Here is a 24,097-nt window from a genome sequence, read left to right as displayed (position 1 = left end):
GGGTTACTTCGCGAGCCAGGCCTTGAAGCGTTCTTCCAGTGCTTCCTTGTGCTCGGTCCAGAAGTCGTTGTCATAGGAGGCGCCGTACTGAAGGTGCTCCGGCGACGTCGGCAGGTAGGCCTTCCAATCCGCGGGAATGAGGTCGGCGGCTTCCTTGCGGCCGGTGCCATAGGCATAGAGTTTCGAGAAGCCGGCCTGGTTTTCAGGGATGGAGAACCACTTGAGGAGATCCAGCCCGGCCTGCTGGTGCGGCGCGCCCTTCACCACCGCCCAGTAGTCGGTGCCATAGAAGAAGCCAGCGTCCCATGCGATCGCATAGGGCTTCTTCTCGTTGATGGCTTCGTTGGTGATGCGCGCATTGAACGCGTCGCTGAGAGCCACTTCACCACTGTCGAGGTTCTGGATGCCCTGCGTCGTTGTGGACCACCAGACGACGTGCGCCTTGATCTTGTCGAGCATGGCGAAAGCCCGGTCGACGCCTTCCGGCGTGCCCAGCACCTTGTACATGTCCTCGCGCTTAACGCCGTCGGCCATCAGCGCATTTTCCAGCGTGAACTGTGCCTGCTGGTAAAGCCCGCGCTTTCCCGGAAATTTCTCGACGTTCCAGAAATCCGCCCAGCTCTTCGGCGCGGCGTCACCTTTGTAGACCTTCGTGTTGTAGGCAAGGACCGTAGCCCAGGTGTCGGATGCGACGCCGCATTCGTGCAGGGTGCCTGGGAGATAATTCGCCGCGTCGCCGGTGATCTCGGGCGTCAGCGGGACGAACAGGCCTTCGGCGCAGCCGACTTCCATGGCGGGCGCTTCGACCGAGACGACGTCGTAGGTAATGTTGCCCGCCTGCACCTGGGCACGCACCTTGGCGACCTCGCCGCCCCATTCTTCCATGACGATCGGAACGCCCGTCTTTTCGGTGTACTTGTCCCAGACCCCATCCTTGTAGGCCTTGTCCCATGTACCCCCCCAGCCGACCACCGTGACGGGGTCGGCCGCGGACGCGGCCAAAGTCGAGGTCGCGAGGCAGATCGCGGCGGCAGATACGGCTTGCAGATAAGTCCTCATTGCAGTTCCCCTTTCTTATCGTTGCAGATTTGATCAAATTTCAAACGCAAAATCGATTGATTAGCAACAGGAATTTGCGATATGGTGCAAAAAAGTTGAAAAGACGAGGAGATTTGATCGAATGCTGCAAGGCACTAGAGACCTGCGCGCCAATGTCAGTCTCGCTGCTGTTCTGGACGAGGCGCGACAGCGTTTCGCTGACGCCAACCCGAACAGCCGGGCGCGTCAGAACGAGGCCGCGGCATCGTTGCCGGGCGGCAATACGAGGGCTGTTCTATGGTATCGGCCATTCCCCGTATCGTTTGTTTCCGGTGAAGGCTGCAGGGTGACCGATTTGGACGGCCATACCTATGTCGACCTGGTCTCGGAATACAGTGCCGGTTTCTACGGCCACTCCGACAAGGCGATTTCGGCGGCCCTTGTGGACGTCATACAGGGTGGCATCATGCTGGGCGCACCCAACCGCTATGAGGCGCGCCTGGCTGCCGCGGTGGTCGACCGTTTTCCGGCCATAGAGCGCGTGCGCTTCTGCAACTCGGGCACCGAGGCGAACATCATGGCGATTTCGGCGGCTCGCGCCATCACGCAGCGCTCGAAGATCCTCGCCTTCCGCGAGGGCTATCATGGCGGCGTACTCACTTTTGCGCATGGCGGCTCACCGCTCAATTTGCCTTTCCCCTTTGTCTTCGCCGACTACAACGATAGTGCAGGCGCCGTGGCGCTCATCAAGGAACAGGGCGACGAGCTTGCCGCAGTGATCGTCGAGCCGATGATGGGCGGCGGCGGCTGCATCCCGGCGACGCGTGAGTTCCTGGAAGCGCTGCGCGCGGCGACGAAGGAGACCGGCGCGCTGCTGATCTTCGACGAGGTGATGACCTCGCGCCTCGACTACCGCGCGCTCCATGGCGCACATGAAATCTTTCCCGATTTCGTGACGCTCGGCAAGTATATCGGCGGCGGCGCCAGTTTTGGCGCATTCGGTGGACGCGCCGACCTCGTCGATCGCTTCGATCCGGCTTTGCCCGGTGCGTTCTCGCATGGCGGGACGTTCAACAACAATATTCTCAGCATGGCTGCTGGCTTCACCGGTCTGACCGAGGTGCTGACGCAAGAGGCGAGCCGCGCCATCAATGGGCGCGGCGATCGCTTGCGCGAAGCGATGAACGTCTCCCTTGAAAGGCATGGCGTCGAGGGCATCGTCATAGGGCGTGGGTCGTTGATGAACCTGCATTTCGTCAGGGGGCCGGTGGACACTCCGGCGCGGCTCGACGATGCCGATCCTTCGGTGATTGCGCTTTGGCATATCGAAATGCTGTTGCGAGGGTACTACGTGACGCCGCGCGGCATGCTGGCGTTGTCACTGCCATTTGGCGACACCGAACTCGACGGCTTCGCCGGCGCATTCGACGATTTCCTGTCGAGCAACCTCAAAATACTGCCGCGCCGGACAAACTGATGCTTGATCGCAAGAATGCCAGTGCCGGCTCAGCCGCGCAAAAGACAGCTCATGTTCGTGTCCATACGGGCTTGAAGGAAGCACTGATGAACGGTGACTTCCTGCCCGGCCAAAGACTGGTCGTGCGACAGCTTGCCGAACAGTACCGGACCAGCGCCATGCCGGTGCGCGAGGCCTTGCGGCAACTCGTCAGCGACGAGGCAATGTTCGACCACCCAAATCGGGGCGTCATCGTCCCCGAGGCCACGGTGGCGCGTATTTCGGATCTGGTGCGTGTGCGCTGCAGCGTCGAAGGAACGGCGGCCGAGTGGGCCGCGACGACCATCACGCCCGAAGAACTCGATGAATTGGCGAAGCTGAACGGGCTGATGCGCGAATGCGTCGAGAGCAATGTCATGGCTAGCTATCTCGGCTTGAACAGGCGCTTCCATTTCACGATGTACCATGCCGCGCGGTCACCTCTCATCCAGCAAATCATCGAGAAATTGTGGCTGCAAGCAGGACCGTTCTTGAACATCGTCCGCTCGGACGTGACCTACGGCCTGGGCCTTGACCATCATGACGAAATGCTCGCGGCGCTGCGTCGCGCCGATGGCGCGGCTGCGCGCAAGGCGCTGGTGGCCGACCTGCGCGAGGCCGCCGACATCATTCTTCGCGCCGCCGCGGCGGCTGAGGCTCAGCCTGCGCGCAAACGCCCGGCTTCGGCACGCCGTGATCCCAAGGCGCAGGCGCGGTGATGGGCGGATCCCCGCGTGGCCCGGTTCATGTCGAGTTTCGTGGCGTCAGCAAGCGCTACGGGCAGACGGTCCAGGCGGTGCGTCAGCTCGACCTGGAAATCATGCGCGGCGAATTCCTGACGCTGCTGGGGCCTTCCGGGTCTGGCAAGACGACGGCGTTGATGATGCTTGCGGGGTTCGAAGATACGACCGAGGGCGAAATCCTCATTGACGGTCAGCGCATCGACAACGTTCCCGCCAATCGTCGCGGCATCGGCATGGTGTTCCAGAACTACGCGCTTTTCCCGCACATGACGGTCGCCGAAAACCTGGCTTTCCCGCTCGAGGTCCGCAAACTTGGCCGCGACGAGGTGACGCGACGTGTCAGGAACGTTCTCGACATGGTCCAGTTGCCCGAATTCGGCAACCGGCGTCCGGCGCAGCTTTCGGGTGGCCAGCAACAACGCGTCGCGGTTGCCCGCGCCCTGATCTTCGAACCAAATCTTGTCCTGATGGACGAACCGCTCGGCGCCCTCGACAAGCAATTGCGCGAGCAGATGCAGTTCGAAATCAAGGATATCCATGCCCGGCTCGGCGTCACGTTCGTTTATGTGACACACGACCAGACCGAGGCGCTGACCATGTCGGACCGGATCGCGGTGTTCAGCGCCGGCCGCATCGAGCAGCTTTCGACACCACGCGAACTGTATGAGCGTCCGACGGGCAGCTTTGTGGCGAGCTTCATCGGCGAGAACAACCGCATGTCCGGCACCGTGCTTGCCGGCGGTGAAAACGGTGGCGTGGCCGTCCATCTCGACGATGGCGATCTGGTGTTGAACGCCATTTCCCCTGGCGCGACGCCCCCTGCGGGCGCCAGGGTGACGCTGTCGATCAGGCCCGAGCGCATGTCCTTATTGCACGATGGCTCCACCGCCCTCAACGTGATTGCGGCAACCGTCGTTCAGTCCGTTTATGTCGGGGATCACATCCGGCTCGTCGCTGTGACGGCGGGCGGCCTGAAATTCATTGTCAAGCTTGCCGCATCGTCGTCTCGGTCCGAACTCAATGCGGGCGAGGCGGTTCGGTTGGGCTGTGGTCGTGAGGATTGCCTCGCGCTCGAGAGATAGCAACAAAAGGCAGACAAGGGAGAGTTCAACCATGAAGAAATCGCCGAAAGTCGTCATCACCTGTGCGGTCACCGGTTCGATCCACACGCCGACGATGAGCCCGTATCTGCCGATAACGCCGTCCGAGATCGTCGACGCCGCCGTCGGAGCAGCCGAAGCCGGAGCGTCGGTGATCCATCTGCATGCCCGCGATCCGGAGACCGGCAAGCCTACCCCTGATCCAAAGCTGTTTATGGATTTCCTGCCGCGCATCAAGCAGCAGACCGACGCCGTGATGAACATTTCCACCGGCGGCGGGCTGAAGATGACCCTCGAAGAGCGCCTTGAAGCCGCGCACGCTTCGAAGCCGGAACTCTGCTCGCTCAATATGGGATCTATGAATTTCGCCCTGCACCAAATCGCGCCGAAATACACCGACTGGAAGTACGACTGGGAGAAGGGCTACCTGGAAGACACAAAGAAGGGCATCGTCTCCAACACGTTCGAGCAGATCGAGCGTATCATCGTCGAAGTCGGCCAGGCCTACGGCACGAAGTTCGAGTTCGAGTGCTACGATGTCAGTCACCTCTACACGCTTGCGCACTTTCTAGACCGCAAGCTGCTGAAGCCGCCGCTTTTCGTCCAGACGATCTTCGGGCTGCTGGGCGGAATCGGCGCCGACCCAGAAGACATGATGCACATGCGCAGGACGGCTGATCGGCTGTTCGGAGACGATTATCTCTGGTCGATCCTTGCCGCGGGCAAGCACCAGATAAATCTCTGCACGATGGGCGCGATCATGGGCGGCAATGTACGGGTCGGTTTGGAAGACAGCCTCTATGTCGGCAAGGGCACGCTCGCTAAGAGCAATGCCGAACAGGTTGCCAAGATAAAGCGCATTCTCAACGAGTTGTCGCTCGAAATCGCGACGCCCGACGAAGCCCGTCAACTGCTGGATCTCAAGGGCGCAAACGAGGTCGGGTTTTGACGCCCGGCATCGAAACCTATGTCGGCGTCGTGCATCCTTGGATGTGCGACGCGATGGGCCATCTCAACGTTCGTCATTATGTGGCCATGTTTGATGACGCCAGTTTCCAGTTTCTGGGCAGGATTGCCGATCCTCGTTTGACGCCGACCCTCGGCTGGGCGGATGTAAGGATGGAGATCGACTACGTGCATGAAACCGCGGCGGGAACCCTGGTCACCGTTCGCAGCGTTATAGAAAAGCTTGGGAAATCGTCGCTGACTTATCTACATGAAATGCGCGGCACGCTGGATGGAGTCCTGCATGCGCGCATGCGCACCGTAACGGTACGCTTCGATCTTCAAGCGCGGAGCAAGATCGAGATCGAAGGCGAAGCCCGGCAGGCGAGCGCGAAACTCCCGAGGGGTGAAGCCGATACGCGTGGGTGACGGCGAGAATGTCCGGTGACGGCATCGTTAGCCGCATTGGCGTCACTGAGCGAGATGCTGTAGGTCGCTGAAGGCTTCTACTCGCCCTACGAAGGTCAGGTATGCCGCTATCGCACAGGACACCGCATGGGGCAGCCCGCCACAATCGGCCATTGCGTACGATAGTGGCGTTGAAGTGGTAGCGGGAGAGGGACTTGAACCCCCGACCCCAGGATTATGATTCCCGTGCTCTAACCAACTGAGCTACCCCGCCAGGGCGGCGAAAGGCCCGAAATCCGCCTCAAATCGAAAGGCATGTCGGGGGCGTTCGCCAAGGTCGCGCGGATATAAGGTTGGGAGGGTGAGCCTGTCAAGCTTCGAAGCAACCGGCTTGCCGGCTTATCGTCATTATCGAAAAGCTTTGCCATGCGGACATTTGGTTGCCGCCGCCGGGGTTGAGTTCGAAGGGGCACGTCGCTATGTCTCGGCCACGAGTTTTTAGAGTTTGAAACAGATGAAGCCGCGCATAGCAGTCCTCGGTTGCGGATACTGGGGCAGCAACCACATCCGCACTCTCAAGGCGCTCGGCGCGCTGTACGCGGTCTCCGACACCAACCGGGCCCGCGCAGAAGGCTTCGCCAGCGAGCAGGACTGCCTGGCGATCGAGCCGGACCAGTTGTTCGTGCGTGACGATATCGACGCCATCGTCATGGCGCTGCCGCCGCAATTCCATGCCGACCTTGCCGTGCGTGCCGTCACGGCCGGCAAGGACGTGCTGGTGGAAAAGCCGATCGCGCTGACGGTTGCCGACGCCGAGCGTGCGGTGCAGGCGGCCAAGGACAATGGCCGCGTCTTCATGGTCGGCCATGTCCTGCGGTTCCACCCCGCCTTCGAGACGCTGAAAGGGCTGATCGACAAGGGCGAACTCGGCGAAGTCCGCTACATCCACTCGCACCGGCTCGGCCTCGGCAAGTTCCACACAGAGAACGACGCGCTGTGGGACCTGGCGCCGCACGATCTGTCGATGATCCTGGCGATCACCGGCACGGAGCCGATCGAGGTGCGCGGCGAGGGGGCCGCCCTGCTCGACAATCTCAGCGACTTCGCGCATCTGCACATGCGCTTCCCCAACGGCCTGCGCAGCCATCTCTTCACCTCGCGTCTCAATCCCTATCGCGAGCGGCGGCTGACCGTGGTCGGCACCAAGGCGATGGCGGTGTTCGACGATGTCGAGCCATGGGAACGCAAGCTTGCCGTCTACCGCCATGCAGTGTGGCAGGACAGCGGCCAATGGGCCTTCACCACCAATGAGCCATCCTATGTCGCGGTTGCCCAGGGCATGCCGCTGACACGCGAGCTGGAGCATTTCATCCAGTGCATCGAGACGCGTGCCGAGCCGCGCACCAGCGGCGAGGAAGCGATCAGGGTGCTGCGCATCCTGACCGCCGGCACGGTCACCCACACCAAGTCGAATTCCTGAAGCGCGGATTATTTATTCGGCGGGAATCTTATTCGGCAGGTATCTTATTCGGCAGGTATCTGGGCCGGCCTGGCGGCAAGCCGGGTCAGCATCGCCTCGGCCTCGGCGCCACGCTCCGAACGCTCGATGAAGCCGCCGCCGAACACGCGAGCTTCGTTGCCGTCATCGGAGTAGAGCACGCAGGCCTGGCCCGGCGCGATGCCGGATTCGCCGTCGACCAGTTCCACCCATGTGGCACCGGCACGATGATGCAGCACGGCCGGGCGCGGCGGCCGCGTCGAGCGGACCTTGGCGAACAGCTCCAGGCCGCCTGCAGGGACGTCTGTGAGCGGTCCGTCGCCCAGCCAGTTCATATTGCGCAGATAGATCTTGTGCGTCTCCAGCGCCTCGCGCGGGCCAACCACGACGCGAGCGCGGTCGGCATCGAGGTGGACGACGTAAAGCGGCTCGCCGGAAGCGATGCCGATGCCGCGGCGCTGGCCGATCGTGTAGCGCAGGATGCCCTCATGGCGGCCGAGCACGCGGCCGTCGATGTGGACGATGTCGCCCGGATTGGCCGCGGTTGGCTTCAGCTTGGCGATGATGTCGGAATACTTGCCCTGCGGCACGAAGCAGATGTCCTGGCTATCCTGCTTGGCGGCAACCGCCAGCCCCATCTCCTCGGCGATGGCGCGAACCTGCGGCTTCGACAGGCCGCCGAGGGGAAAGCGCAGATAATCGATCTGTGCCTGCGTGGTGGCGAACAGGAAATAACTCTGGTCACGGTCGGCGTCGACGGGCCTGTAGAGCGCGCGGTGGGCGCCGTTGGCGCCGGAACGGATGTAGTGGCCGGTGGCCAGCGCGTCGGCGCCGAGCTCCTTGGCGGTGGCCAGGAGGTCGGCGAACTTCACCGTCTGATTGCAGGAAACGCACGGGATCGGCGTCTCGCCGGCGACATAGCTCTCGGCGAAGGGATCGATGACCGCCTTGCGGAAGCGTTCCTCGTAGTCGAGCACATAATGGGGGATGCCGAGCGTCTCGGAGACACGGCGGGCATCGTCGATGTCCTGCCCGGCGCAGCATGAGCCGGCCCGGTGCGTCGCCGCGCCGTGGTCGTAGAGCTGCAAGGTGACGCCGACGACGTCGTAGCCCTCGCGTTTCAGCAGGCCTGCGACGACAGAGGAATCGACGCCGCCCGACATGGCGACGACGATGCGGGTGTTTTCGGGACGTCCGGGAAGATTGAGACTGTTCATGATGCTTTCGTTCTGCGCGGCGCCTCAATGCCAATGTCGAGAATATAGGTCAAGCTTTACCGGCGCGCCAGCGTGCAGGGCGATTCACCGGTTGCGGCCGATCTCCGCCAGGGGATGCATTTTCCCCGGCAAATCAGCGTTTGCGGGCAGATGTTTCAAATGCCGGCGAAAAGACTAACGCGGCGTTCATGATCCTTACCTAGTCATTAGGGTCTGCTTAGGCAATTTTTAAAGCTGTGGCGGTAACGTGGCGGGGATTGGGTCTTTGAGTTTTTTGTAGAGAGTACGATGACCGATCTGGTTAGACCGAGAGTCAAATATGTTATCGGGCCTGACGGCAGCCCTCTTACGATTGCCGATCTGCCGCCGACCAATACACGTCGCTGGGTTATCCGGCGTAAGGCGGAAGTGGTTGCGGCCGTGCGCGGCGGGCTTTTGAGCCTGGACGAGGCATGCCAACGCTACAAGCTCACCACCGAGGAATTCCTGTCCTGGCAGGCGTCGATCGACGAATATGGCCTTGCCGGGCTGCGCACGACACGCATCCAGCAATACCGGCACTGACATTGCGAATTTAGACGAAGGGCGCGGCTAACCCCGCGCCCTTCTGTTTTCACCGTTCCCGCTCAGAGCGATAGCACAACCTTGCCGATCGGCTTGGTGGCGAGGAAGGCGTGAGCGGCCCCCGCCTGGTCCAGCGGGAAGCTCTTCGCCACATGGACGGCGAGCTTGTTGGCATCGATCAACCGAGCCAGTTCCACCAGGCCCTCCCTGTCGGGAACGACGGACATACGCTCGACCCGAATGTCTCGCGCGCCGGCCTGGGTCCTGGTGTTGTCGCCGACATCGAGCAATGACACCAAAACGCCGCCACGCCTGAGCACCTTCAGCGAGCGTTGGGCGTGGTCGCCGCCCATTGGATCCAGCACCAGATCGATGTCGCGAACCTTATCGGTGAAATCGCCCTTGGTGTAGTCGATGACCTCGTCGGCGCCGAGTTCGCGGAGGAAATCGAGCTTGCCCGGGCTGACCGTGGCGACAACGTAGGCGCCGCGCGCCCTGGCGATCTGCACCGCCAGATGACCGACGCCGCCGGCTCCTGCATGGACCAATATGCGCTGCCCCGATTTCAGCCCGCCGTGGCGAACAAGCCCTTGCCAGGCGGTGAGGCCGGCCAGCGGCAAGGCGCCTGCCTTGAGGTGGTCCGCGCTCTTCGGCTTCAGTGCGATTTGATCGGCAGGCACGGCAGCCAGCTCGGCATAGGCCGCCGCCTGCTTGGGGAAGCGCGGCATGCCGAACACCTCGTCGCCGATCTTGAAGCCGGTGACGCCGGCGCCGAGTGCTTCGACAGTTCCCGAGATATCCCAACCCAGGATGTAAGGCGGCTCGCCGAGCAAGGGGTAGTAGCCGGCACGGACGGCGCCGTCGACCGGATTGATGCCTGCGGCCTTGACGCGGACCAGCACTTCGCCGGTCTCTGGCGTGGGATCCGGCTGATCGGCGATGACAAGGACGTCGGGTCCGCCGACGGAATTCTGGATAACGGCACGCATTGAGATGTCTCCTGCTTGGTTGGTGCCACTATCATTTGGATAGTAATATCCCCTTGTCCAGTATGTACCTTCCTGATATATACGCACCTCATGGATAGTGAAGATGATTGCGGTTTCGGCTATGATGCGTTCCGGCGGGCGTGTCCTTCGCACACCGTGCTGGAGATGCTGGCCAGCAAATGGGTCTATCTGGTGGTTTGCGCGCTGCGCAAAGGCCGGCTGCGCAATGGCGAGCTTGCCCGGAAGCTCGAGGGCATCACGCCGAAGATGCTGACGCAGACGCTGCGGGTGCTCGAGCGCGACGGCCTGGTGCGGCGCGAGATCTTCCCGGTCATTCCGCCGCGCGTCGAATATGAATTGACCGAGCTCGGCCAGAACCTGGCGGGGCTGCTTACCCAGATCAGGTCATGGGCGGAGCAGCATGCGCCGGATATCAAGGATGCCCGTGCAAGGGCAATTGCCGAGAGTGAAGGGGATTTGGCCGCGTAGGGCGGGTTCATTTTTCCCGCCGGAGCCGCAAGCCGCGACAATGCGCCAGCCTGATGGCGAGCGTTGGTGCGGCAAACCGCCAGGTCTTAGCCGATCATGGCGCTGCGGCCACCGACTTCGGCTTCGCGGATCTTCGTGTCGCGCGATTCCAGCATTTCCGCCTTGGAAAGCTCCGCTTCAGCTTCGCCGAGTAATGATTCGGCGGCGCTTCGCTGCTGGGCGAGGTCGCTTTGGGAATTCCTGAGGTTGTCGCGGCGCAGGCGAGCCGCCTTGGCGAAGGTCGGATAGGCGAAATGGTTGATGTCTGTGATGCCGGCCTTCTTTTCCTCGGCGGTGATCTGAAGCTCCAGCTCGACGGCCATGCGTTCGAACTCGGCGATCATCATGTCGAGCTGGAGCAGCTGCCGCCGCTTCTCATTCACCTGAAACTGTTTCAGCCGAACGAGGTTTTCACGTGACTTCATGATTCGGTACTCCCGGAAACGCACACCCGCACTTATCGTCCAAACCACCTGGAAACGCCCAGGCCGCACCCGTGTCCACCGCCTTTCCCCGAACTATGGGAAACAAAACCCTAAAGTTTTTTGCCGGCGGTAACCATTCGTTTACGGGCATTGTTAATCATACGGGTCAGGACTTAAGGCCGGGTAAAAATTCCGGCCACCGATGCGGAAGCGACGTCGATGAGTCCCTGGAGTCGCTTAGTCCAGGTTGTTAATGTGTTGCATTAGGAATTTGGTTCTGAGATTCGTTATTAGATTCAAGAGGGTGTAGAAAGAGGTTAAAAAATCTGGTACCGTCATGGACGGGAAATTAGGATTTGTTAACCATTCAATGGCAGCCTCTGCACAAGGCAACCACTGCTCCGGGTCCGGACGGGTCGTGAAATGGTCCGGCAGCAGAAAAGGGGAATGAAATGCGTGTTCTGCTGATAGAAGATGACAGTGCAACCGCACAAAGCATCGAACTGATGCTGAAATCGGAAAGTTTCAACGTCTACACGACCGATCTCGGGGAAGAGGGCGTCGATCTAGGCAAGCTCTACGACTACGATATCATTCTTCTCGATCTCAACCTGCCCGATATGTCGGGCTACGAGGTCTTGAGAACGCTTCGCCTTTCCAAGGTCAAGACACCTATTCTCATCCTCTCCGGCATGGCCGGCATCGAGGACAAGGTGCGCGGCCTCGGCTTCGGCGCGGACGACTACATGACCAAGCCGTTCCACAAGGATGAGCTGGTTGCCCGCATTCATGCCATCGTGCGGCGCTCCAAGGGCCACGCCCAGTCGGTCATCACCACCGGCGACCTGGTGGTCAACCTCGATGCCAAGACCGTCGAAGTCGGCGGCCAGCGCGTGCACCTGACCGGCAAGGAATACCAGATGCTGGAGTTGCTTTCGCTGCGCAAAGGCACCACGCTGACCAAGGAAATGTTCCTCAACCACCTCTATGGCGGCATGGACGAGCCTGAGTTGAAGATCATCGACGTCTTCATCTGCAAGCTGCGCAAAAAGCTCGACGCGGCATCGGGCGGTCAGAACTACATTGAAACGGTCTGGGGGCGCGGCTATGTGCTGCGCGAACCGGAAGACATTCGCGTCAGCGCCTGAGCGACGAATCGCTCGAATCTTTTCCATAAAAAACCCGGCTTCGGCCGGGTTTTTGCATGACGGCTGGTAAGGGTCTGTTTTGGGCTGCTGAGCAGGAAACCGTCACGCACTTTTTCTGGAATTGCTCAAGGGTACCGAATCAGGTGCGCTCTTCAAGGTGCGAAAGCGCTCGAGCAGCTGCGGGCGGTTGAACGGCTTCAAGAGATAGCCCTGGGCGCCGGCTCGCTTGGCCCGCATGATCGAAGCAATATCGAGCTCGACCAGGGAAATCAGGATCTGCGGCCTTATCGGGCTCTCCATGGCGCGGACGCGACGGATGAGATCGACCGCCGGTACGTCAGGCAAGGCGCCATCGACGACGATGATGTCGGGCATATCGGCGGCGCACATCTCCAGCGCGTCCAGTCCGCTGGCGGCCTCGATGACAATCATTTCGGAGCCGCCCAGGATGCGTTTTGCAACCTTCCTGATGACGCTTGAATCGTCGACGAACATGCAGCGTTTCATTTCCGGGTCCTCTTTGCCTTCTGGCAGTCCGGTAGCGTCGGGGGCATCCAGGACGCACCATAGGCCAATCTGGTAAAGAAGCCGAAAAGGCGTTAGGTAAAATTTTTACAAAGATAGGCAGGTGCCTACTTTTATTCGCGAATGCTTTGGCGCTGCCTGGACGACCAGACGCATCTCAAGTCGATGAGCTGGAATTACAGATTTCAATGTAGAAATACTTCGCTTTATCGGCTGCGCAATCAGGCCGCAGAAAGCACGATTTCTTCCGGCGTCGCGTGGATCGATATCGTCATGCCGGCTTCGCGCGCCAGAAGCAGCGTGTAGTAGGGCTGCACGGAATGCGCGTCGATCGGTTCCTCCGGCTTGTGGCCGGAATGCAGTTCGAGGAATTTCGGCGGCACACGCAGCATCGGGCCAGCCGACGCAAGCGCGAAACGAGGTTCGGTCTCAAGATTTTCCAGCGTCACGGAAAGCTTGCCGCCGCGCGGAATGGCGGCATTGGCGACGAGGATCAGGTTGAGCAGCAGCTTGACCTTGTTCTTGGGCAGCAACGCGCGGGGCCCGTTCCAGGTCAGTTCCGGCTTTTCGTTCTTGAGGAAGGCGATGGCGACCGCTTCGGCATCGCCGGTATCGATCAACATGCCGGCCGAGCCGGCGGCACCAAAGGCGATGCGGGCGAACTGCAGGCGGGCCGAAGCGTTGCGGGCGCTCTGACGGATCAGCTTCATGGCGTCCTCGTCGGCGCCGCCTTCATCAAGCAATTCGAGCCCGTTGTTGATCGCGCCGACCGGCGAGATGATATCGTGGCAGACCCGGCTGCACAAAAGCGCTGCCAGATCGGGTGCGGAAAGGGTGAACAGATCGGCCATCGGCGAAAAATCCCTGCAAAATCTCACAACTCATGGCCGGGCGATCGATCGTCGCCTGCCACACGAATCACACACTCTCTCCTCGGGCTTTCTGAATACACAGCGCCCGTGCGTGCAGCAACAAATCCAAATTGTGGTTGTGGCAAATGGCGTGTTCACGCAGGCTGCCGGCCCCACTTGAGCGACCCCAAACAGCCTTCGAACCGCCATGTTCATGTGGGAGCTTAATGGTTGAAAAAGGATTACGGCATAGTTTGCCCCTAACAGTTACCCTTAACGGCCGGCTAAAAGAGCCGTACGGGGTGCGAGGCGTCGGCGAAGGTGCTCCCTGACGGAGATTGGAAGCATGTTTTCCCGATACTACGACCGGAGCTTTCTCCGTGTCTTCTCAATGGCGGTCACGCTCCTGGGCGTTCTCGTCTTCTCGACTTCAGCCCTGCGGGCCCAGGAATACACCGCTCAGGAGATTGTCGATTCCGGTCACAAGTTCTTCGGCGCGACATCAGGCGGGCTCGCCACAGTCGTCGAGAAGATTTTTGCTTCCTACGGCCTGCCCAACGGCTATCTGCTGGGCGAAGAGGGCTCGGGCGCGCTGATCGGTGGCCTGACCTATGGCGAAGGCACGCTCTACACCAAGAATGCCGGCGACCACAAAGTGTTCTGGCAAGGCCCATCGCTCGGCTGGGATTTCGGCGGCGAGGGGTCGCGGGTGATGATGCTGGTCTACAATCTCGACGATGTGGGCAGCCTCTACAACCGCTATGGCGGCGTCGCCGGTTCGGCCTATGTGGTGGCTGGCGTCGGCTTCAACGTGCTGAAGAACAACAATGTGGTTTTGGTGCCGATCCGCACCGGTGTCGGTGCCCGGCTTGGCGTCAATCTCGGCTATCTGAAGCTTACCGAGCGCGCCACTTGGAATCCGTTCTAAGCTGAAGTCCTTGGCTGTCGTTGCACAAAACCGGGACCGCTTTTGGGTCGACATGCATTAAACTCGTGGCGTTGCGGCAAACCCTTGCCGCAACGCTGGATTTCCGCCATGTCAACGTGGCACAGTCAAAGCGCTCCATGCGCTTTTGGTTTATCTGGTTTGATGCTTACCGGCCACAACGGGTAGTCACTTGGTCCAGTCGGTCCTGTTCTTCGTCCTCGGCTTTCTCTGTGCTGGCTTTCTGGCGCTCATGGTGGCTCCGGCCATATGGCGTCGTGCGGTCACGCTTACACGCAGACGCGTCGAATCCTCGATCCCTCTGACGCAAACCGAAATCCAGGCGGACAAGGATCGCATCCGCGCCGAATACGCCATGACGACGCGCCGCCTGGAAATCAGCGTCAAGGCGTTGCGAGAGAAGACGGCCGAACAACTGGTCGAGATCAATCGCGGTCGCGAGGCCATGAAGGGCCTGGCGGTCGAGCGGACGGACAAGAACCAGGCGCTGACCGAACTGGGTGCGAAGAACGAAGCGCTGCGCCAGCGAGAGGGCGAGTTGCAGCAGCTTTCGGAGCGTCTGAAGGAAACCGAACGCAAGCTGGAAAAGCGTGCACTTGAGCTGCAAAAGCTGGAGCGCATGTATGACGACGCCAGTTTTTCCTCGAGCAGCCGGCAGATCGAACTCGTGGCGCGAGAGTCCGAAATGCAGAAGCTCGCCAGTGACATTGCGATGCTGCGCGGCCAGCGCAAGGAAGCCGACAGGCGCGGCCAGGAAATCGCGGCCGAAAGCAAGGCCGCGCGGGAGGCCCTGAAAGCCGAGAAGAAAAGGACCGCCGAACTCGACAAGAAGGTCGAACGGCTGCTGGCCACACTTGCCGATCGCGAAGACAAACTCGACCGCCGCGAAAAGGAACTGGCACGCATGCGCGAAAGATCGAAATCCGAAGACAGCGCGCCAGCCTTGCGGCTGGTCGGCAAAGGCGGCGATGTCGCCAGGAGTGATGATTTGGACAAGGCAATCGCCAAGCTCGACAGTGACCGTGAGCAGCTCGAGGCGAGGCTGACGGCGCTGGCGCGCGAGAACAAGCGGCTGAAGGCCGACCTCACCGCACTGGCCGCGTCCAAGGCCACGGACAGCAGCTCCGCCTTGCGCGAGCAGATGAACGCGCTGGCGGCGGAGGTCGTCCATCTGACGGCGAAGCTCGAGGGGCCTGGTTCGCCGATCGCCAAGGCATTGGCAGTACCGTCGGACGCCCGCTCCGGCAACGGTGACCGCAGTCTTGCCGACCGCGTGCGCGCGCTGCAGAAGGCTGACGCGACAAGCTGAATCAGGCCTCCTTAGAGCATTTCACCGTTTCACGGAAACGGCGAAATGCCCTAACTCTTTGCTTTGACGCAATTCTGGACGGAAAACCGCTTCACACTTTTCCTGGAATTGCTCTGGCCGAAAAATGATGCAGCGCAATGGCTGAAGCCGCGGCGACATTCAGGCTGTCGAAGCCTTCCGCCATGGTGATCCGCACGTCGTGCAGGCTTGCGAGCAGGTCGTCCGGCAAGCCTTCGCCCTCGGTGCCGAGATAGAGCGCCAGGCGCTTGCTGCGCTGCGCATCGCGGATGTCGGTCTTCCCGCGTGGCGACAGCGCGAATTGATCGAAGCCACGTCGGGCGAGCATCGTCGTGAAGCCGGCGGTGTCGGAGAACGATGCGAAAGGGATCTTGAGCGCGGCGCCGACCGAAACGCGGATCGCTTTGCGATAGAGCGGGTCGCAGCATGTCGCATCCAGCAGGACCGCGTCAGCGCCAAAGGCGGCGGCATTGCGGAAGATCGAGCCCACATTGTCATGGTTGGCGATGCCGACGAGCACCACGACCAGCGCCCGAGGCGGCAAGCCGTCGAGCAGGTCTTCGGCCGGCTGCGGCTCTCCCTTGCGGCCAATGGCCAGGATGCCGCGATGCATATGAAATCCGGCGATAGCGTCCATCACCGCGCTGGTGGCGACATAGACCGGGAGGTCGGCGGGCGCCTTGCTCAGGATGTTGTCGAGACCTGCCAGCCGGTTTTCCAGGACCAGGATCGATTCGGCGGCAAAGCGCCCGGTCGAGAGCAGCAGGTCGAGCACCACCTTGCCTTCGGCGACGAAGCGGCCTTGCCGGCCGGCGAGGTCACGCTCGCGAATGTCGAGATACGCAGCGACGCGCGGATCTTGCGGGTCGTCGATGCGAATGGGATCCATGCATTCCTCGCGACCGTCGCATCGGCCCGAAAATCCGGACCGCTTCCCGGCGCTCACCTGGTTTGGAAAGCACGATGCGACGATTCGGGACAATCAGCCAGCTTTATGCGCCCCGGATGGGCGCATGTCGCTCTGAAAACGCCGGCGAGATCGGCGCTATGTGGTCAGGTTCCAGCACGGCGCAAACGGTGCGCCATCTGGGACAGATCATCCTTGCCGCTGCCGAAAATGCCGTCCAGCATGACAAGCAGTTCTCGCACGGCGTCGGATTTGCAGGAGTAGTAGATCATCTGCCGGTCGCGGCGGGTCTCGACTAGGTCGAGCGCCCGCAACTTGGCGAGGTGCTGGGACAGGGCGGATTGGCTGAGCATCACCTTCTCGGCAATGGCTCCAACCGACATCTCACCTTCGGCGAGGTAGCTCATGATCAACAGTCGCTTCTCATTGCCCATCAGCATGAGAAACTCTGCCGCCGATTCGGCGTTCACGATTAGCTTTGTCGAGACCATCGATCCCCCATGCTTCCTGTTCATCCCGACGCCATGGGGGCAATGGCGTCTGATTCCATAAATTCACTTGTCGATCGGCGCTGGCGATTCAGCGTCACCAAAAGGTAGAGCATTTCACTTAAATCTCAAGTGTTGCTTTTGGTCCAGCATAATTAAGTCTCCGTCCCGGCGTCGACAATGGCTCGGCCGGCCTTGGCCATATCGACCAGAACGTGCCGCAATTCGCCTGCCGCCGCCAGAGGTTGTGGGTAAAAAACCCGGCAAACATCGTCGCCCGAAACCAGGTCCATGCCATCGGCATCGAATCCGGCAACACTCCAGCCGTTTCCGGATACTTTGGCGAAATGCTGTGCGTAAACGGCGATCGCGTCGAGATGGTCGGCGTTCATGTGGTCGATGGCGGATTGTTCGCGCGCCGCGAGTTCCTCGACGATCGGTCCGCTGGCGAGCAAATCCGATCGATCGAGCTGATAGGCCTTGCCGAAGCCGCCGTTGAGGCTGGCGCGTTGCGGATCGAGGCGAAAGATCGAAAAGTCGCCGAGACCGGCGTAAAGTTTCGCCTTGGGATTGCGGTTGAGATAGCGGCGCTCGGCGCGGGCGTGTTCGCCTGATCCGCGCTCAAGCCGTGCCGCCTGGCAGATCAATGTCAGGCGCGGGTGCGCCAGCGGGTCGCCCTTGCCCGGTTCGCCGAGCAACAGGGAACAGCGCGGATCGGCAAGCAGGGCGCCGGTGTGCGCCGAAAGCATCGACACCAGGATCAGCGGCGCGCCATCGATGTCGGTGGCCACGCCGACCCTGCTGGCCAGCGGCGAGCCGGTTTGCGGTTCGATCACCGCCAGGGCGCCAAAGCGGGCGCTGCGCAGAAGCGTCTTCGCCAGCCGGATCGCTTCGGCGTCCGTCTCGCGGATCACGTCCTTTTTCGGCTCGTCCAAGGCAGCACCGCAGTAAGTTGATCTTTCTTCTCTAGTTATCGTTATCGGTCAGCAAGCCGGATTTGACAAGGCCGTCGATCTCGGCTTTCGCAAAGCCGAAACGTGCCAGAATTGCCGATGGCGACAAATCCTCATTGCCTGGCATAGTGGCCAATGTCGGTTGCGAGCTCGAGAAACGCGGCGCGGGGGCCGGGCGCTCAAATGCACCTGTCGTCACAGAGGCGTTGCGTGCCCGATTGTGCGGGTGGTGCTTCGCCTCTTGCAGCGACAGGACGGGGGCCACGCAGGCATCGGTCTGGGCAAACAGCAGGTCCCAGTCGTCGCGTGGTTTCTGCCGGATCCGATCGGCAATGGCGGCGCGCATCGGCGGCCACAGGGCCTTGTCGTACTGGCCGGACGCAAAGCGCTCGTCGAGCGGCAGCAGCCTGGCGAATTCGGCGAAGAATTGCGGCTCGAGACAGCCGATGGCGATATGGCGTCCGTCCGACGTCTCATAGGTGTCGTAGAACGGGGCGCCGGAATCGAGCAGGTTCGCGCCGCGCTTGTCGCTCCACAAGCCGGCCGCCGTCAAGGCGTGCAGGGGCACCGCCAGCATCGAGGCGCCGTCGACCATCGCGGCGTCGATGACGTCACCCTTGCCCGTGCGAGAACGTTGGAACAGGGCGGCCAGCACGCCGGCAATCAGCATCATGGCGCCACCGCCATAGTCGGCGACAAGGTTGAGCGGCGGGACGGGACGGCCGTCGGCATGGCCGATGGCGTGCAGCACGCCGCTATAGGCGAGGTAGGTGATGTCGTGGCCGGCGCGGCCGGCGAGCGGGCCGTCCTGACCGAAGCCGGTCATACGGCCGTAGATCAGCGCCGGGTTGCGCGCCAGCACCGTTTCGGGGCCGAGGCCAAGCCGTTCCATGACACCCGGGCGAAACCCTTCGAGCAACATGTCCGCCTTTTCGGCAAGGCGCAGCAACAGATCGGTGCCTTCACGGCGCTTCAGGTCGAGGCGCAGGAGGGCGCGGCCATGGCGGTCGATGTTGTACTCATCCGGCAGCGACAGGAACTCGCTCGTCCCCGTCCGTTCGATGCGCAACACTTGCGCGCCCATCTCCGACAGCATCAGGCCGGCCAGCGGCACCGGTCCGAGCCCGGCCATCTCGATCACCTTCAGCCCGGTCAGCGGACCGGTTTTAGCGGCAGCGGACAGGCCGGCGTTCATGACCTTCTATTTCGGCGCCATGCGGATGGCGCCATCGAGACGAATGGTCTCGCCGTTCAACATCTGGTTCTCGATGATGTGCAGGGCGAGAGCGGCATATTCGGACGGTTCGCCCAGGCGCGACGGGAAAGGCACGGCGGCGCCCAGCGAATCCTGAACCTCTTGCGGCATGCCGGCCATCATCGGCGTCTTGAAGATGCCGGGCGCGATGGTGCAGACGCGGATGCCGGAACGGGCAAGGTCGCGCGCCACCGGCAGCGTCATGCCGACGACGCCGCCCTTGGATGCCGCATAGGCGGCCTGGCCGATCTGGCCATCATAGGCGGCAACCGAAGCGGTGTTGACGATGATGCCGCGCTCGCCGCCCTGCAGCGGCTCGAGCTTCGACGCGCGCTCGGCGACGAGGCGGATCATGTTGAACGTACCGATCAGATTGACCTCGATCACCTTGCGATACTGATCAAGGGGGTGGGGACCATCCTTGCCGATCGTCTTCACGCCGATGGCGATGCCGGCGCAGTTGACCAGGATCCGCGGCTCGCCAAGCTTGGCGGCTACGTCGGCGAGCGCAGCGGTTCCGCTGTCGGCGCTGCTGACGTCGCACTGGACGGCAATACCACCGATCTCGGCCGCGACCTTGGCGGCGCGGTCAATACCCACGTCGAAGATGGCGACGCGGGCGCCCTTGGCGGCCAGCGCGCGCGCCGTTGCCTCGCCAAGGCCGGAGCCGCCGCCGGTGACGATCGCGATCTGGCCGTTCGGGTTCATGACGTCATCCTTTGATCTCAGGAACAGTGGGACGGATCAGGCGCCAGATCGACGGGAAAGGTCAAGCCATCGCCGCGACAGGATCGGCCACCCTGGCCTGATCGGCGTGGCAGACCTCGCCCAAGAGCCTGGCGACCGCGCCCGGCGCGATCTCGTGCGACAGCAGCCGGTCGAGATCGACGGGGCGCGGCATCGAAATCTGGCCGCGCGGAATCCGCTTGAAACCGAGCGGCCCGTAATAGGGCTCGTCACCGACCAGCATGACGGCAGGTGCGCCGGTCTTGGCGGCGGCCTCTAGCGCGATCGCCACTAGCCGGCGGCCGATGCCGAGATTCTTGAAGGCCGGCCGCACCGCGAGCGGCCCGAGCATCAATGCGCGGCCGGCACCGGCGGCGATGCGGGTCATGCGCACCGAGGCGACGACGATGTCGCCATCGACGGCGACAAAGGACAGCGAACGCTCGTGCCCTCCGGCCTCACGAATCTTGTAGGCGGCCAGCACAAAGCGGCCCGGCCCGAAGGCTTCGTCATTGATGGCTTCGATCTCGGGGTCGTGCGCCGGGGTTTCCGGCAGGTATTTCACGTCGGCAAGGCTCATGGTCTTTGCGTTCCGGTAAGGAGGAAAGGTTGCTGCAAACGGCAGCATTCGCCAGTCAGCGCTTCATCAAGCGCGGGCGCCCTTTCGTCGTCGGTAAAACCGGATCGAAGCAAAATCGAACATGCGGATTGTCCGCTAGCATCAATTTCCCGCCGCTGCAATCGGCCGTTTTGTTCGTCATTTCCGCCAAGTGACGGTCTGTTCAGCACCTGACGTCTTCGACAGGGCAGCCTTGCGCCTACATCAACCAACAGGACGCAAGGAGATTTGTATGGGAATGCTGGTCGAAGGAAGGTGGCAGGACCGCTGGTACGATACAGCGGACAATGGTGGCAGGTTCGTGCGGACGCAGTCGCAATGGCGCGACTGGGTCACCGTTGACGGGGCGCCTGCCGAAGGCCGGACGCGTGGTTTCAACGCCGAGCCCGGCCGCTATCACCTCTATGTCTCGCTTGCCTGTCCGTGGGCCCACCGGACGTTGATCTTTCGCGCGCTGAAGAAGCTGGAAGGCGTCATATCGGTGTCGGTGGTGCATCATTTCATGGGCGCCAACGGCTGGACGTTCGTGGCTGAGGACGGCGCCACGGGCGACATGCTCTATGGCCTCGACTTCCTGCACCAGATCTATGCCAAGGCCGATCCCGCCTATTCGGGCCGGGTGACTGTGCCGGTGCTGTGGGACAAAAAGGAGCAGACCATCGTCTCCAACGAGTCTTCCGAAATCATCCGCATGCTGAATTCAGCCTTCGACGAATGGGGCGACGCCAGCCTCGATTTCTATCCGAAGGCATTGCGCGGCGAGATCGATCGCATCAATGCGCTGGTCTATCCCGCGGTCAACAACGGCGTCTATCGCGCCGGCTTCGCCACCACGCAACGCGCTTATGAAGAGGCGTTCGGTGAAGTGTTCACAGCGCTGGATGCGCTGGAGGAGCGGCTGTCGAAGCAGCGCTATCTCGTCGGCGATCGTATCACCGAAGCCGACTGGCGGCTGTTCACCACGCTGGTGCGCTTCGATCCGGTGTATGTCGGCCACTTCAAATGCAATCTGCGCCGTATCGCCGACTACCCGAACCTGTCCAACTATCTGCGTGATCTCTACCAGGTGCCTGGTGTGGCCGGGACGGTGAACATGCATCATATCAAGGCGCACTATTACGGCAGCCACCAGACGATCAATCCGACGCGGATCGTGCCTGTCGGACCGGATCTGGATTATGCCGCATGGCACGACCGGGCGCGCTTCGAGAAAGCGGCAGCCTGATCTACCAGTAGGGCGAGGGCTGCTCGCCGTCAAAAACCTCGGCGATCCGGCGCAGCGTCGCCGGCGTCGTGCCCTGCGGCAAGCGGTCGAGCGGGAAGAAGCCGGCTTCGGCGATTTCGTGATCCGGCCGCTTCGGCGCCGTCTGGCTGAAATGCTCGAGCAAATAAAAGCCGACATGGTCGCGGCGGCTGGAGCGGCGGTTGAAATGCATCGATTTGAACACCGGCGGGGCGGTGAGAGCGATGTTGCCTTCCTCGGCCAGTTCACGGGCCAGTGCCTCGTTCATCGTCTCGCCGACTTCGACGCCGCCGCCGGGCAGCTGCCAGCCTGGTACGTAGGTATGGCGAATGAGGAAGACGGACTTGGACGCCCTGTCGTGGATCAGGCCGCGCACGCCAAGCGTCATCGGCCTCCGCAGCACGAAATAGAGATGGAACAGCCTGGCCCTCAAACCTGGCCAGCCGGTCTGGCGGAAGGCATCTTCAGGGCTCGTCATTGATAGCGAAACCGTGGGTGGAAAGCCGTGCGCGGGTCGCCTATGAAGGTTGTATGTTCAGGCTCGCGCATATTTCCGATGTCCATCTGGGGCCGCTCCCCGATGTATCCTATCGCGATCTCGCCTCCAAGCGCGTGCTCGGCTATGTCAACTGGCAGCGCAACCGCCGCCGCCATATGCATGATGCGGTCATCGACACGATCGTCGCCGACATCAAGGCGAACACGCCTGACCACCTCGCCGTCACCGGCGACCTGGTCAATCTGGCGCTCGACGGCGAGATCGAGATGGCCAGGCACTGGCTGGAGACGCTGGCACCGCCGCATGATGTTTCGGTCGTTCCGGGCAATCACGACGCCTATGTGCCAGGCGCCTTCGACAAGGTCTGCCGATCCTGGGCGGCGTGGATGAGCGGCGACGGCGTCAACACGCCGGTCGATCGTAACGCATTTCCCTATTTGCGCGTGCGCGGCAACGTCGCGCTGATCGGTGTCTCGACGGCGCGCGCCACGGCACCCTTCATGGCCAATGGTTTCTTCATGGAAGGCCAAGCGAAGCGGCTCGGCAAAATCCTCGGGGATACCGCCGGACAGGGGCTGTTTCGCGCCATCATGATCCATCATCCGCCGGTGCGCGGCGCGGTCCCGCAGCACAAGCGGCTGTTCGGCATCGCCCGCTTCAACAAGATCATTCGCCATCACGGCGCCGACCTTGTGCTGCACGGCCATTCGCATCTGCCGTCGCTGTTCTTCATCGGCGGTCGCGGCGTCAGGATCCCGGCGGTCGGTGTCGCTGCCGCCGGCCAGGCGCCGGGCGGCAAGAACCCGGCGGCGCAGTACAATCTGTTCGACATTGACGGCGAGAAGGGCAATTGGCGGATCCGGCTGACACGGCGCGGCCTGACCGGGCCGTCCATACCGCCATCCGATCTGCAGACGGTGGAGCTTGGCGCCGAGGCCGCTATGGCCGCAAATTGACAACCATGGCCACGATGCGGTCCCAGAACAGGACGACCGACACCACAAGGCCGACCAGTGCGCCGGCAGCGACCAGGCCAAGCCCGGACAGAAGGGCCGACCAGCGTTTGCCGCGCTCCGTTGCGCGCAGCGGCGGTTCGGCTTCCGGCACATACGCACGTTTCAGGCCGGCGACGGCGGGTTCGACGCCGCCTTCCAGCATCCTCTGACGCTCGACGATGCGCTCGGCGACATAGCGTGTCACGGAATCGGCAACCGGCTTCATCTCGGTGGATTCGGCAAGCACCACCCGGCCGATACGGGTGTCCTTGAGGAAGCGATAGGTCCGGCGGTCGCGCCCCATGGCGACATGGCTGATGGCGTCGATCCACAGGCGCGGCTGCAAGCCGGACGAGACGACAAAGTCGAAATTGTCCATATCGGCCGGAACATCGGCAAAAACCGGTGCCAGTTCGGCGGCGAGCAGATCGAGACGCATGCGATGCGCCTCGCGCATGTCGACGACGACGTCGTCGCGGTCGGCGAAGGCATTTTTGACATCACGGATGGCATCGGACAGTTTCTTGGACTGGTCGATGGTCTTCTCGCCTGCTTCCTTCATCGGCGTCCGCCTCGTAGGTTTGGTTAACACCGGGTTAACACAGCCGCCGGCAAAATGCACTGGCGAGATCGACGGCCCCGGGGTGTCCAGGAAGGTTGTCGTG

General features: G+C 62.0%; 28 protein-coding genes and 1 tRNA gene. 14 read left to right on the top strand and 15 right to left on the bottom strand.

Annotated elements, in window-relative coordinates; genetic code table 11:
- Positions 1-3 precede the first annotated feature (3 nt).
- Positions 4-1,059 carry an ABC transporter substrate-binding protein gene (locus NP503_RS25320; protein WP_127270371.1) on the bottom strand — a complete coding sequence of 352 codons (1,056 nt, stop codon included), beginning with the start codon at positions 1,057-1,059 and terminating at the stop codon, positions 4-6.
- A 121-nt stretch (positions 1,060-1,180) separates the two neighbouring features.
- On the opposite strand from NP503_RS25320, the gene NP503_RS25315 reads away from it, so the two are divergent.
- Genes NP503_RS25315 through NP503_RS25295 form a run of 5 tightly spaced genes read left to right on the top strand, consistent with a single transcriptional unit; the run spans position 1,181 to position 5,750 of the window.
- Positions 1,181-2,515: an aspartate aminotransferase family protein gene (locus tag NP503_RS25315; protein WP_127270372.1), complete on the top strand. Its 1,335-nt coding sequence runs from the start codon at positions 1,181-1,183 to the stop codon at positions 2,513-2,515.
- Positions 2,515-3,252 (top strand): GntR family transcriptional regulator, encoded by a 738-nt coding sequence (locus NP503_RS25310; protein WP_127270373.1) that lies wholly within the window; start codon positions 2,515-2,517, stop codon positions 3,250-3,252. Before NP503_RS25315 ends, NP503_RS25310 begins: the two co-directional genes overlap by 1 nt.
- Positions 3,252-4,358: an ABC transporter ATP-binding protein gene (locus NP503_RS25305; protein WP_127270374.1), complete on the top strand. Its 1,107-nt coding sequence runs from the start codon at positions 3,252-3,254 to the stop codon at positions 4,356-4,358. Before NP503_RS25310 ends, NP503_RS25305 begins: the two co-directional genes overlap by 1 nt.
- Positions 4,359-4,389: 31 nt before the next feature.
- A complete protein-coding gene (locus NP503_RS25300) occupies positions 4,390-5,325 on the top strand; it encodes a 3-keto-5-aminohexanoate cleavage protein (protein WP_127268010.1) in 936 nt (311 codons plus the stop codon).
- The gene (locus NP503_RS25295; protein ID WP_127268011.1) at positions 5,322-5,750 is read left to right on the top strand and encodes a thioesterase family protein; all 429 of its coding nucleotides are present in this window, start codon (positions 5,322-5,324) and stop codon (positions 5,748-5,750) included. Before NP503_RS25300 ends, NP503_RS25295 begins: the two co-directional genes overlap by 4 nt.
- A gap of 176 nt (positions 5,751-5,926) precedes the next feature.
- Here NP503_RS25295 and NP503_RS25290 read toward each other — a convergent pair.
- Positions 5,927-6,003, bottom strand: a tRNA-Met gene (locus NP503_RS25290).
- A gap of 240 nt (positions 6,004-6,243) precedes the next feature.
- Here NP503_RS25290 and NP503_RS25285 point away from each other — a divergent pair.
- Positions 6,244-7,209 (top strand): Gfo/Idh/MocA family protein, encoded by a 966-nt coding sequence (locus NP503_RS25285; protein ID WP_127268012.1) that lies wholly within the window; start codon positions 6,244-6,246, stop codon positions 7,207-7,209.
- A 44-nt stretch (positions 7,210-7,253) separates the two neighbouring features.
- Here NP503_RS25285 and mnmA read toward each other — a convergent pair whose 3' ends face one another.
- Positions 7,254-8,444, bottom strand: coding sequence for a tRNA 2-thiouridine(34) synthase MnmA (gene mnmA, locus NP503_RS25280; RefSeq protein ID WP_127268013.1), 1,191 nt, complete (start codon positions 8,442-8,444; stop codon positions 7,254-7,256).
- 288 nt (positions 8,445-8,732) lie between these two features.
- Between mnmA and NP503_RS25275 the strand changes: the two genes are divergently transcribed.
- On the top strand, positions 8,733-9,008 hold the full coding sequence (locus NP503_RS25275; protein ID WP_013529904.1) for a DUF1153 domain-containing protein: 276 nt from the start codon (positions 8,733-8,735) through the stop codon (positions 9,006-9,008).
- A gap of 62 nt (positions 9,009-9,070) precedes the next feature.
- Here NP503_RS25275 and NP503_RS25270 read toward each other — a convergent pair whose 3' ends face one another.
- Positions 9,071-9,997, bottom strand: a complete 927-nt coding sequence (locus NP503_RS25270; RefSeq protein ID WP_127268014.1) for an NADP-dependent oxidoreductase — start codon at positions 9,995-9,997, stop codon at positions 9,071-9,073.
- Positions 9,998-10,087: 90 nt separating this feature from the next.
- Here NP503_RS25270 and NP503_RS25265 point away from each other — a divergent pair, with 90 nt between their 5' ends.
- Positions 10,088-10,486: a helix-turn-helix domain-containing protein gene (locus tag NP503_RS25265; protein ID WP_127268015.1), complete on the top strand. Its 399-nt coding sequence runs from the start codon at positions 10,088-10,090 to the stop codon at positions 10,484-10,486.
- An 86-nt stretch (positions 10,487-10,572) separates the two neighbouring features.
- Here the strand turns inward: NP503_RS25265 and NP503_RS25260 are convergent, their stop codons facing one another.
- Entirely contained in the window at positions 10,573-10,950 is a 378-nt protein-coding gene (locus tag NP503_RS25260) for a flagellar export protein FliJ (protein ID WP_013529907.1), read from the bottom strand.
- 452 nt (positions 10,951-11,402) lie between these two features.
- On the opposite strand from NP503_RS25260, the gene ctrA reads away from it, so the two are divergent.
- Positions 11,403-12,098, top strand: coding sequence for a response regulator transcription factor CtrA (ctrA, locus tag NP503_RS25255; protein WP_006203583.1), 696 nt, complete (start codon positions 11,403-11,405; stop codon positions 12,096-12,098).
- A gap of 102 nt (positions 12,099-12,200) precedes the next feature.
- Here ctrA and NP503_RS25250 read toward each other — a convergent pair whose 3' ends face one another.
- A complete protein-coding gene (locus tag NP503_RS25250) occupies positions 12,201-12,605 on the bottom strand; it encodes a PleD family two-component system response regulator (protein WP_127268016.1) in 405 nt (134 codons plus the stop codon).
- 239 nt (positions 12,606-12,844) lie between these two features.
- Positions 12,845-13,474, bottom strand: a complete 630-nt coding sequence (chpT, locus tag NP503_RS25245; protein ID WP_024504504.1) for a histidine phosphotransferase ChpT — start codon at positions 13,472-13,474, stop codon at positions 12,845-12,847.
- 391 nt (positions 13,475-13,865) lie between these two features.
- On the opposite strand from chpT, the gene NP503_RS25240 reads away from it, so the two are divergent.
- Both NP503_RS25240 and NP503_RS25235 read left to right on the top strand, forming a co-directional pair.
- Positions 13,866-14,402, top strand: a complete 537-nt coding sequence (locus NP503_RS25240; protein ID WP_236382921.1) for a DUF1134 domain-containing protein — start codon at positions 13,866-13,868, stop codon at positions 14,400-14,402.
- Positions 14,403-14,592: 190 nt separating this feature from the next.
- The gene (locus tag NP503_RS25235; protein WP_127270376.1) at positions 14,593-15,729 is read left to right on the top strand and encodes a hypothetical protein; all 1,137 of its coding nucleotides are present in this window, start codon (positions 14,593-14,595) and stop codon (positions 15,727-15,729) included.
- A 91-nt stretch (positions 15,730-15,820) separates the two neighbouring features.
- Here NP503_RS25235 and NP503_RS25230 read toward each other — a convergent pair whose 3' ends face one another.
- The 6 genes from NP503_RS25230 to NP503_RS25205 all read right to left on the bottom strand — a co-directional run bounded on the left by NP503_RS25230 (position 15,821) and on the right by NP503_RS25205 (position 20,656).
- The gene (locus NP503_RS25230) at positions 15,821-16,636 is read right to left on the bottom strand and encodes an RNA methyltransferase (protein ID WP_127270377.1); all 816 of its coding nucleotides are present in this window, start codon (positions 16,634-16,636) and stop codon (positions 15,821-15,823) included.
- Positions 16,637-16,800: 164 nt separating this feature from the next.
- Positions 16,801-17,145 carry a helix-turn-helix transcriptional regulator gene (locus tag NP503_RS25225; protein ID WP_023809905.1) on the bottom strand — a complete coding sequence of 115 codons (345 nt, stop codon included), beginning with the start codon at positions 17,143-17,145 and terminating at the stop codon, positions 16,801-16,803.
- 152 nt (positions 17,146-17,297) lie between these two features.
- A complete protein-coding gene (locus NP503_RS25220; protein ID WP_127267373.1) occupies positions 17,298-18,077 on the bottom strand; it encodes a HugZ family protein in 780 nt (259 codons plus the stop codon).
- A gap of 31 nt (positions 18,078-18,108) precedes the next feature.
- Positions 18,109-19,290 carry a CaiB/BaiF CoA-transferase family protein gene (locus NP503_RS25215; protein ID WP_127267374.1) on the bottom strand — a complete coding sequence of 394 codons (1,182 nt, stop codon included), beginning with the start codon at positions 19,288-19,290 and terminating at the stop codon, positions 18,109-18,111.
- 6 nt (positions 19,291-19,296) lie between these two features.
- On the bottom strand, positions 19,297-20,058 hold the full coding sequence (locus tag NP503_RS25210) for a 3-hydroxyacyl-CoA dehydrogenase (protein ID WP_127267375.1): 762 nt from the start codon (positions 20,056-20,058) through the stop codon (positions 19,297-19,299).
- A gap of 61 nt (positions 20,059-20,119) precedes the next feature.
- A complete protein-coding gene (locus tag NP503_RS25205; protein WP_127267376.1) occupies positions 20,120-20,656 on the bottom strand; it encodes a GNAT family N-acetyltransferase in 537 nt (178 codons plus the stop codon).
- Between the two features lie 29 nt (positions 20,657-20,685).
- On the opposite strand from NP503_RS25205, the gene NP503_RS25200 reads away from it, so the two are divergent.
- Both NP503_RS25200 and NP503_RS25195 read left to right on the top strand, forming a co-directional pair.
- Positions 20,686-20,850, top strand: coding sequence for a hypothetical protein (locus NP503_RS25200; protein ID WP_164748917.1), 165 nt, complete (start codon positions 20,686-20,688; stop codon positions 20,848-20,850).
- Between the two features lie 77 nt (positions 20,851-20,927).
- A complete protein-coding gene (locus NP503_RS25195) occupies positions 20,928-21,920 on the top strand; it encodes a glutathione S-transferase family protein (RefSeq protein ID WP_127267377.1) in 993 nt (330 codons plus the stop codon).
- A gap of 1 nt (position 21,921) precedes the next feature.
- On the opposite strand, the gene NP503_RS25190 is transcribed toward NP503_RS25195, so the two are convergent.
- Complete coding sequence (locus NP503_RS25190) at positions 21,922-22,416, bottom strand: NUDIX domain-containing protein (RefSeq protein ID WP_127267378.1); 495 nt, start codon at positions 22,414-22,416, stop codon at positions 21,922-21,924.
- A 53-nt stretch (positions 22,417-22,469) separates the two neighbouring features.
- Here NP503_RS25190 and NP503_RS25185 point away from each other — a divergent pair, with 53 nt between their 5' ends.
- Positions 22,470-23,393, top strand: coding sequence for a metallophosphoesterase (locus NP503_RS25185; protein ID WP_127267379.1), 924 nt, complete (start codon positions 22,470-22,472; stop codon positions 23,391-23,393).
- Here NP503_RS25185 and NP503_RS25180 read toward each other — a convergent pair.
- Positions 23,377-23,994 carry a hypothetical protein gene (locus NP503_RS25180; RefSeq protein WP_127267380.1) on the bottom strand — a complete coding sequence of 206 codons (618 nt, stop codon included), beginning with the start codon at positions 23,992-23,994 and terminating at the stop codon, positions 23,377-23,379. The genes NP503_RS25185 and NP503_RS25180 overlap by 17 nt on opposite strands.
- Between the last annotated feature and the right edge of the window lie 103 nt (positions 23,995-24,097).

This window comes from Mesorhizobium sp. SEMIA396 (assembly GCF_024518615.1).
Taxonomy (GTDB): Bacteria; Pseudomonadota; Alphaproteobacteria; order Rhizobiales; family Rhizobiaceae; genus Mesorhizobium.
The sequence above is the reverse complement of the archived record's forward strand: the minus strand, read 5'-3'. Positions and strand labels throughout refer to the sequence as shown.

What these genes read in the sequence shown, in the direction of transcription:
- NP503_RS25275 (WP_013529904.1), top strand. Translation starts at nt 8,733, where the DNA reads ATGACCGATCTGGTTAGACCGAGAGTCAAATATGTTATCGGGCCTGAC.
- NP503_RS25250 (WP_127268016.1), bottom strand. Translation starts at nt 12,605, where the DNA reads ATGAAACGCTGCATGTTCGTCGACGATTCAAGCGTCATCAGGAAGGTT.
- NP503_RS25230 (WP_127270377.1), bottom strand. Translation starts at nt 16,636, where the DNA reads ATGGATCCCATTCGCATCGACGACCCGCAAGATCCGCGCGTCGCTGCG.
- NP503_RS25190 (WP_127267378.1), bottom strand. Translation starts at nt 22,416, where the DNA reads ATGACGAGCCCTGAAGATGCCTTCCGCCAGACCGGCTGGCCAGGTTTG.
- NP503_RS25320 (WP_127270371.1), bottom strand. Translation starts at nt 1,059, where the DNA reads ATGAGGACTTATCTGCAAGCCGTATCTGCCGCCGCGATCTGCCTCGCG.
- NP503_RS25260 (WP_013529907.1), bottom strand. Translation starts at nt 10,950, where the DNA reads ATGAAGTCACGTGAAAACCTCGTTCGGCTGAAACAGTTTCAGGTGAAT.
- NP503_RS25195 (WP_127267377.1), top strand. Translation starts at nt 20,928, where the DNA reads ATGGGAATGCTGGTCGAAGGAAGGTGGCAGGACCGCTGGTACGATACA.
- NP503_RS25225 (WP_023809905.1), bottom strand. Translation starts at nt 17,145, where the DNA reads ATGGTCTCGACAAAGCTAATCGTGAACGCCGAATCGGCGGCAGAGTTT.
- NP503_RS25285 (WP_127268012.1), top strand. Translation starts at nt 6,244, where the DNA reads ATGAAGCCGCGCATAGCAGTCCTCGGTTGCGGATACTGGGGCAGCAAC.
- mnmA (WP_127268013.1), bottom strand. Translation starts at nt 8,444, where the DNA reads ATGAACAGTCTCAATCTTCCCGGACGTCCCGAAAACACCCGCATCGTC.
- NP503_RS25185 (WP_127267379.1), top strand. Translation starts at nt 22,470, where the DNA reads ATGTTCAGGCTCGCGCATATTTCCGATGTCCATCTGGGGCCGCTCCCC.
- NP503_RS25215 (WP_127267374.1), bottom strand. Translation starts at nt 19,290, where the DNA reads ATGAACGCCGGCCTGTCCGCTGCCGCTAAAACCGGTCCGCTGACCGGG.
- NP503_RS25240 (WP_236382921.1), top strand. Translation starts at nt 13,866, where the DNA reads ATGGCGGTCACGCTCCTGGGCGTTCTCGTCTTCTCGACTTCAGCCCTG.
- NP503_RS25305 (WP_127270374.1), top strand. Translation starts at nt 3,252, where the DNA reads ATGGGCGGATCCCCGCGTGGCCCGGTTCATGTCGAGTTTCGTGGCGTC.
- NP503_RS25265 (WP_127268015.1), top strand. Translation starts at nt 10,088, where the DNA reads ATGGATAGTGAAGATGATTGCGGTTTCGGCTATGATGCGTTCCGGCGG.
- NP503_RS25315 (WP_127270372.1), top strand. Translation starts at nt 1,181, where the DNA reads ATGCTGCAAGGCACTAGAGACCTGCGCGCCAATGTCAGTCTCGCTGCT.
- NP503_RS25300 (WP_127268010.1), top strand. Translation starts at nt 4,390, where the DNA reads ATGAAGAAATCGCCGAAAGTCGTCATCACCTGTGCGGTCACCGGTTCG.
- ctrA (WP_006203583.1), top strand. Translation starts at nt 11,403, where the DNA reads ATGCGTGTTCTGCTGATAGAAGATGACAGTGCAACCGCACAAAGCATC.
- NP503_RS25210 (WP_127267375.1), bottom strand. Translation starts at nt 20,058, where the DNA reads ATGAACCCGAACGGCCAGATCGCGATCGTCACCGGCGGCGGCTCCGGC.
- NP503_RS25205 (WP_127267376.1), bottom strand. Translation starts at nt 20,656, where the DNA reads ATGAGCCTTGCCGACGTGAAATACCTGCCGGAAACCCCGGCGCACGAC.
- NP503_RS25180 (WP_127267380.1), bottom strand. Translation starts at nt 23,994, where the DNA reads ATGAAGGAAGCAGGCGAGAAGACCATCGACCAGTCCAAGAAACTGTCC.
- chpT (WP_024504504.1), bottom strand. Translation starts at nt 13,474, where the DNA reads ATGGCCGATCTGTTCACCCTTTCCGCACCCGATCTGGCAGCGCTTTTG.
- NP503_RS25270 (WP_127268014.1), bottom strand. Translation starts at nt 9,997, where the DNA reads ATGCGTGCCGTTATCCAGAATTCCGTCGGCGGACCCGACGTCCTTGTC.
- NP503_RS25310 (WP_127270373.1), top strand. Translation starts at nt 2,515, where the DNA reads ATGCTTGATCGCAAGAATGCCAGTGCCGGCTCAGCCGCGCAAAAGACA.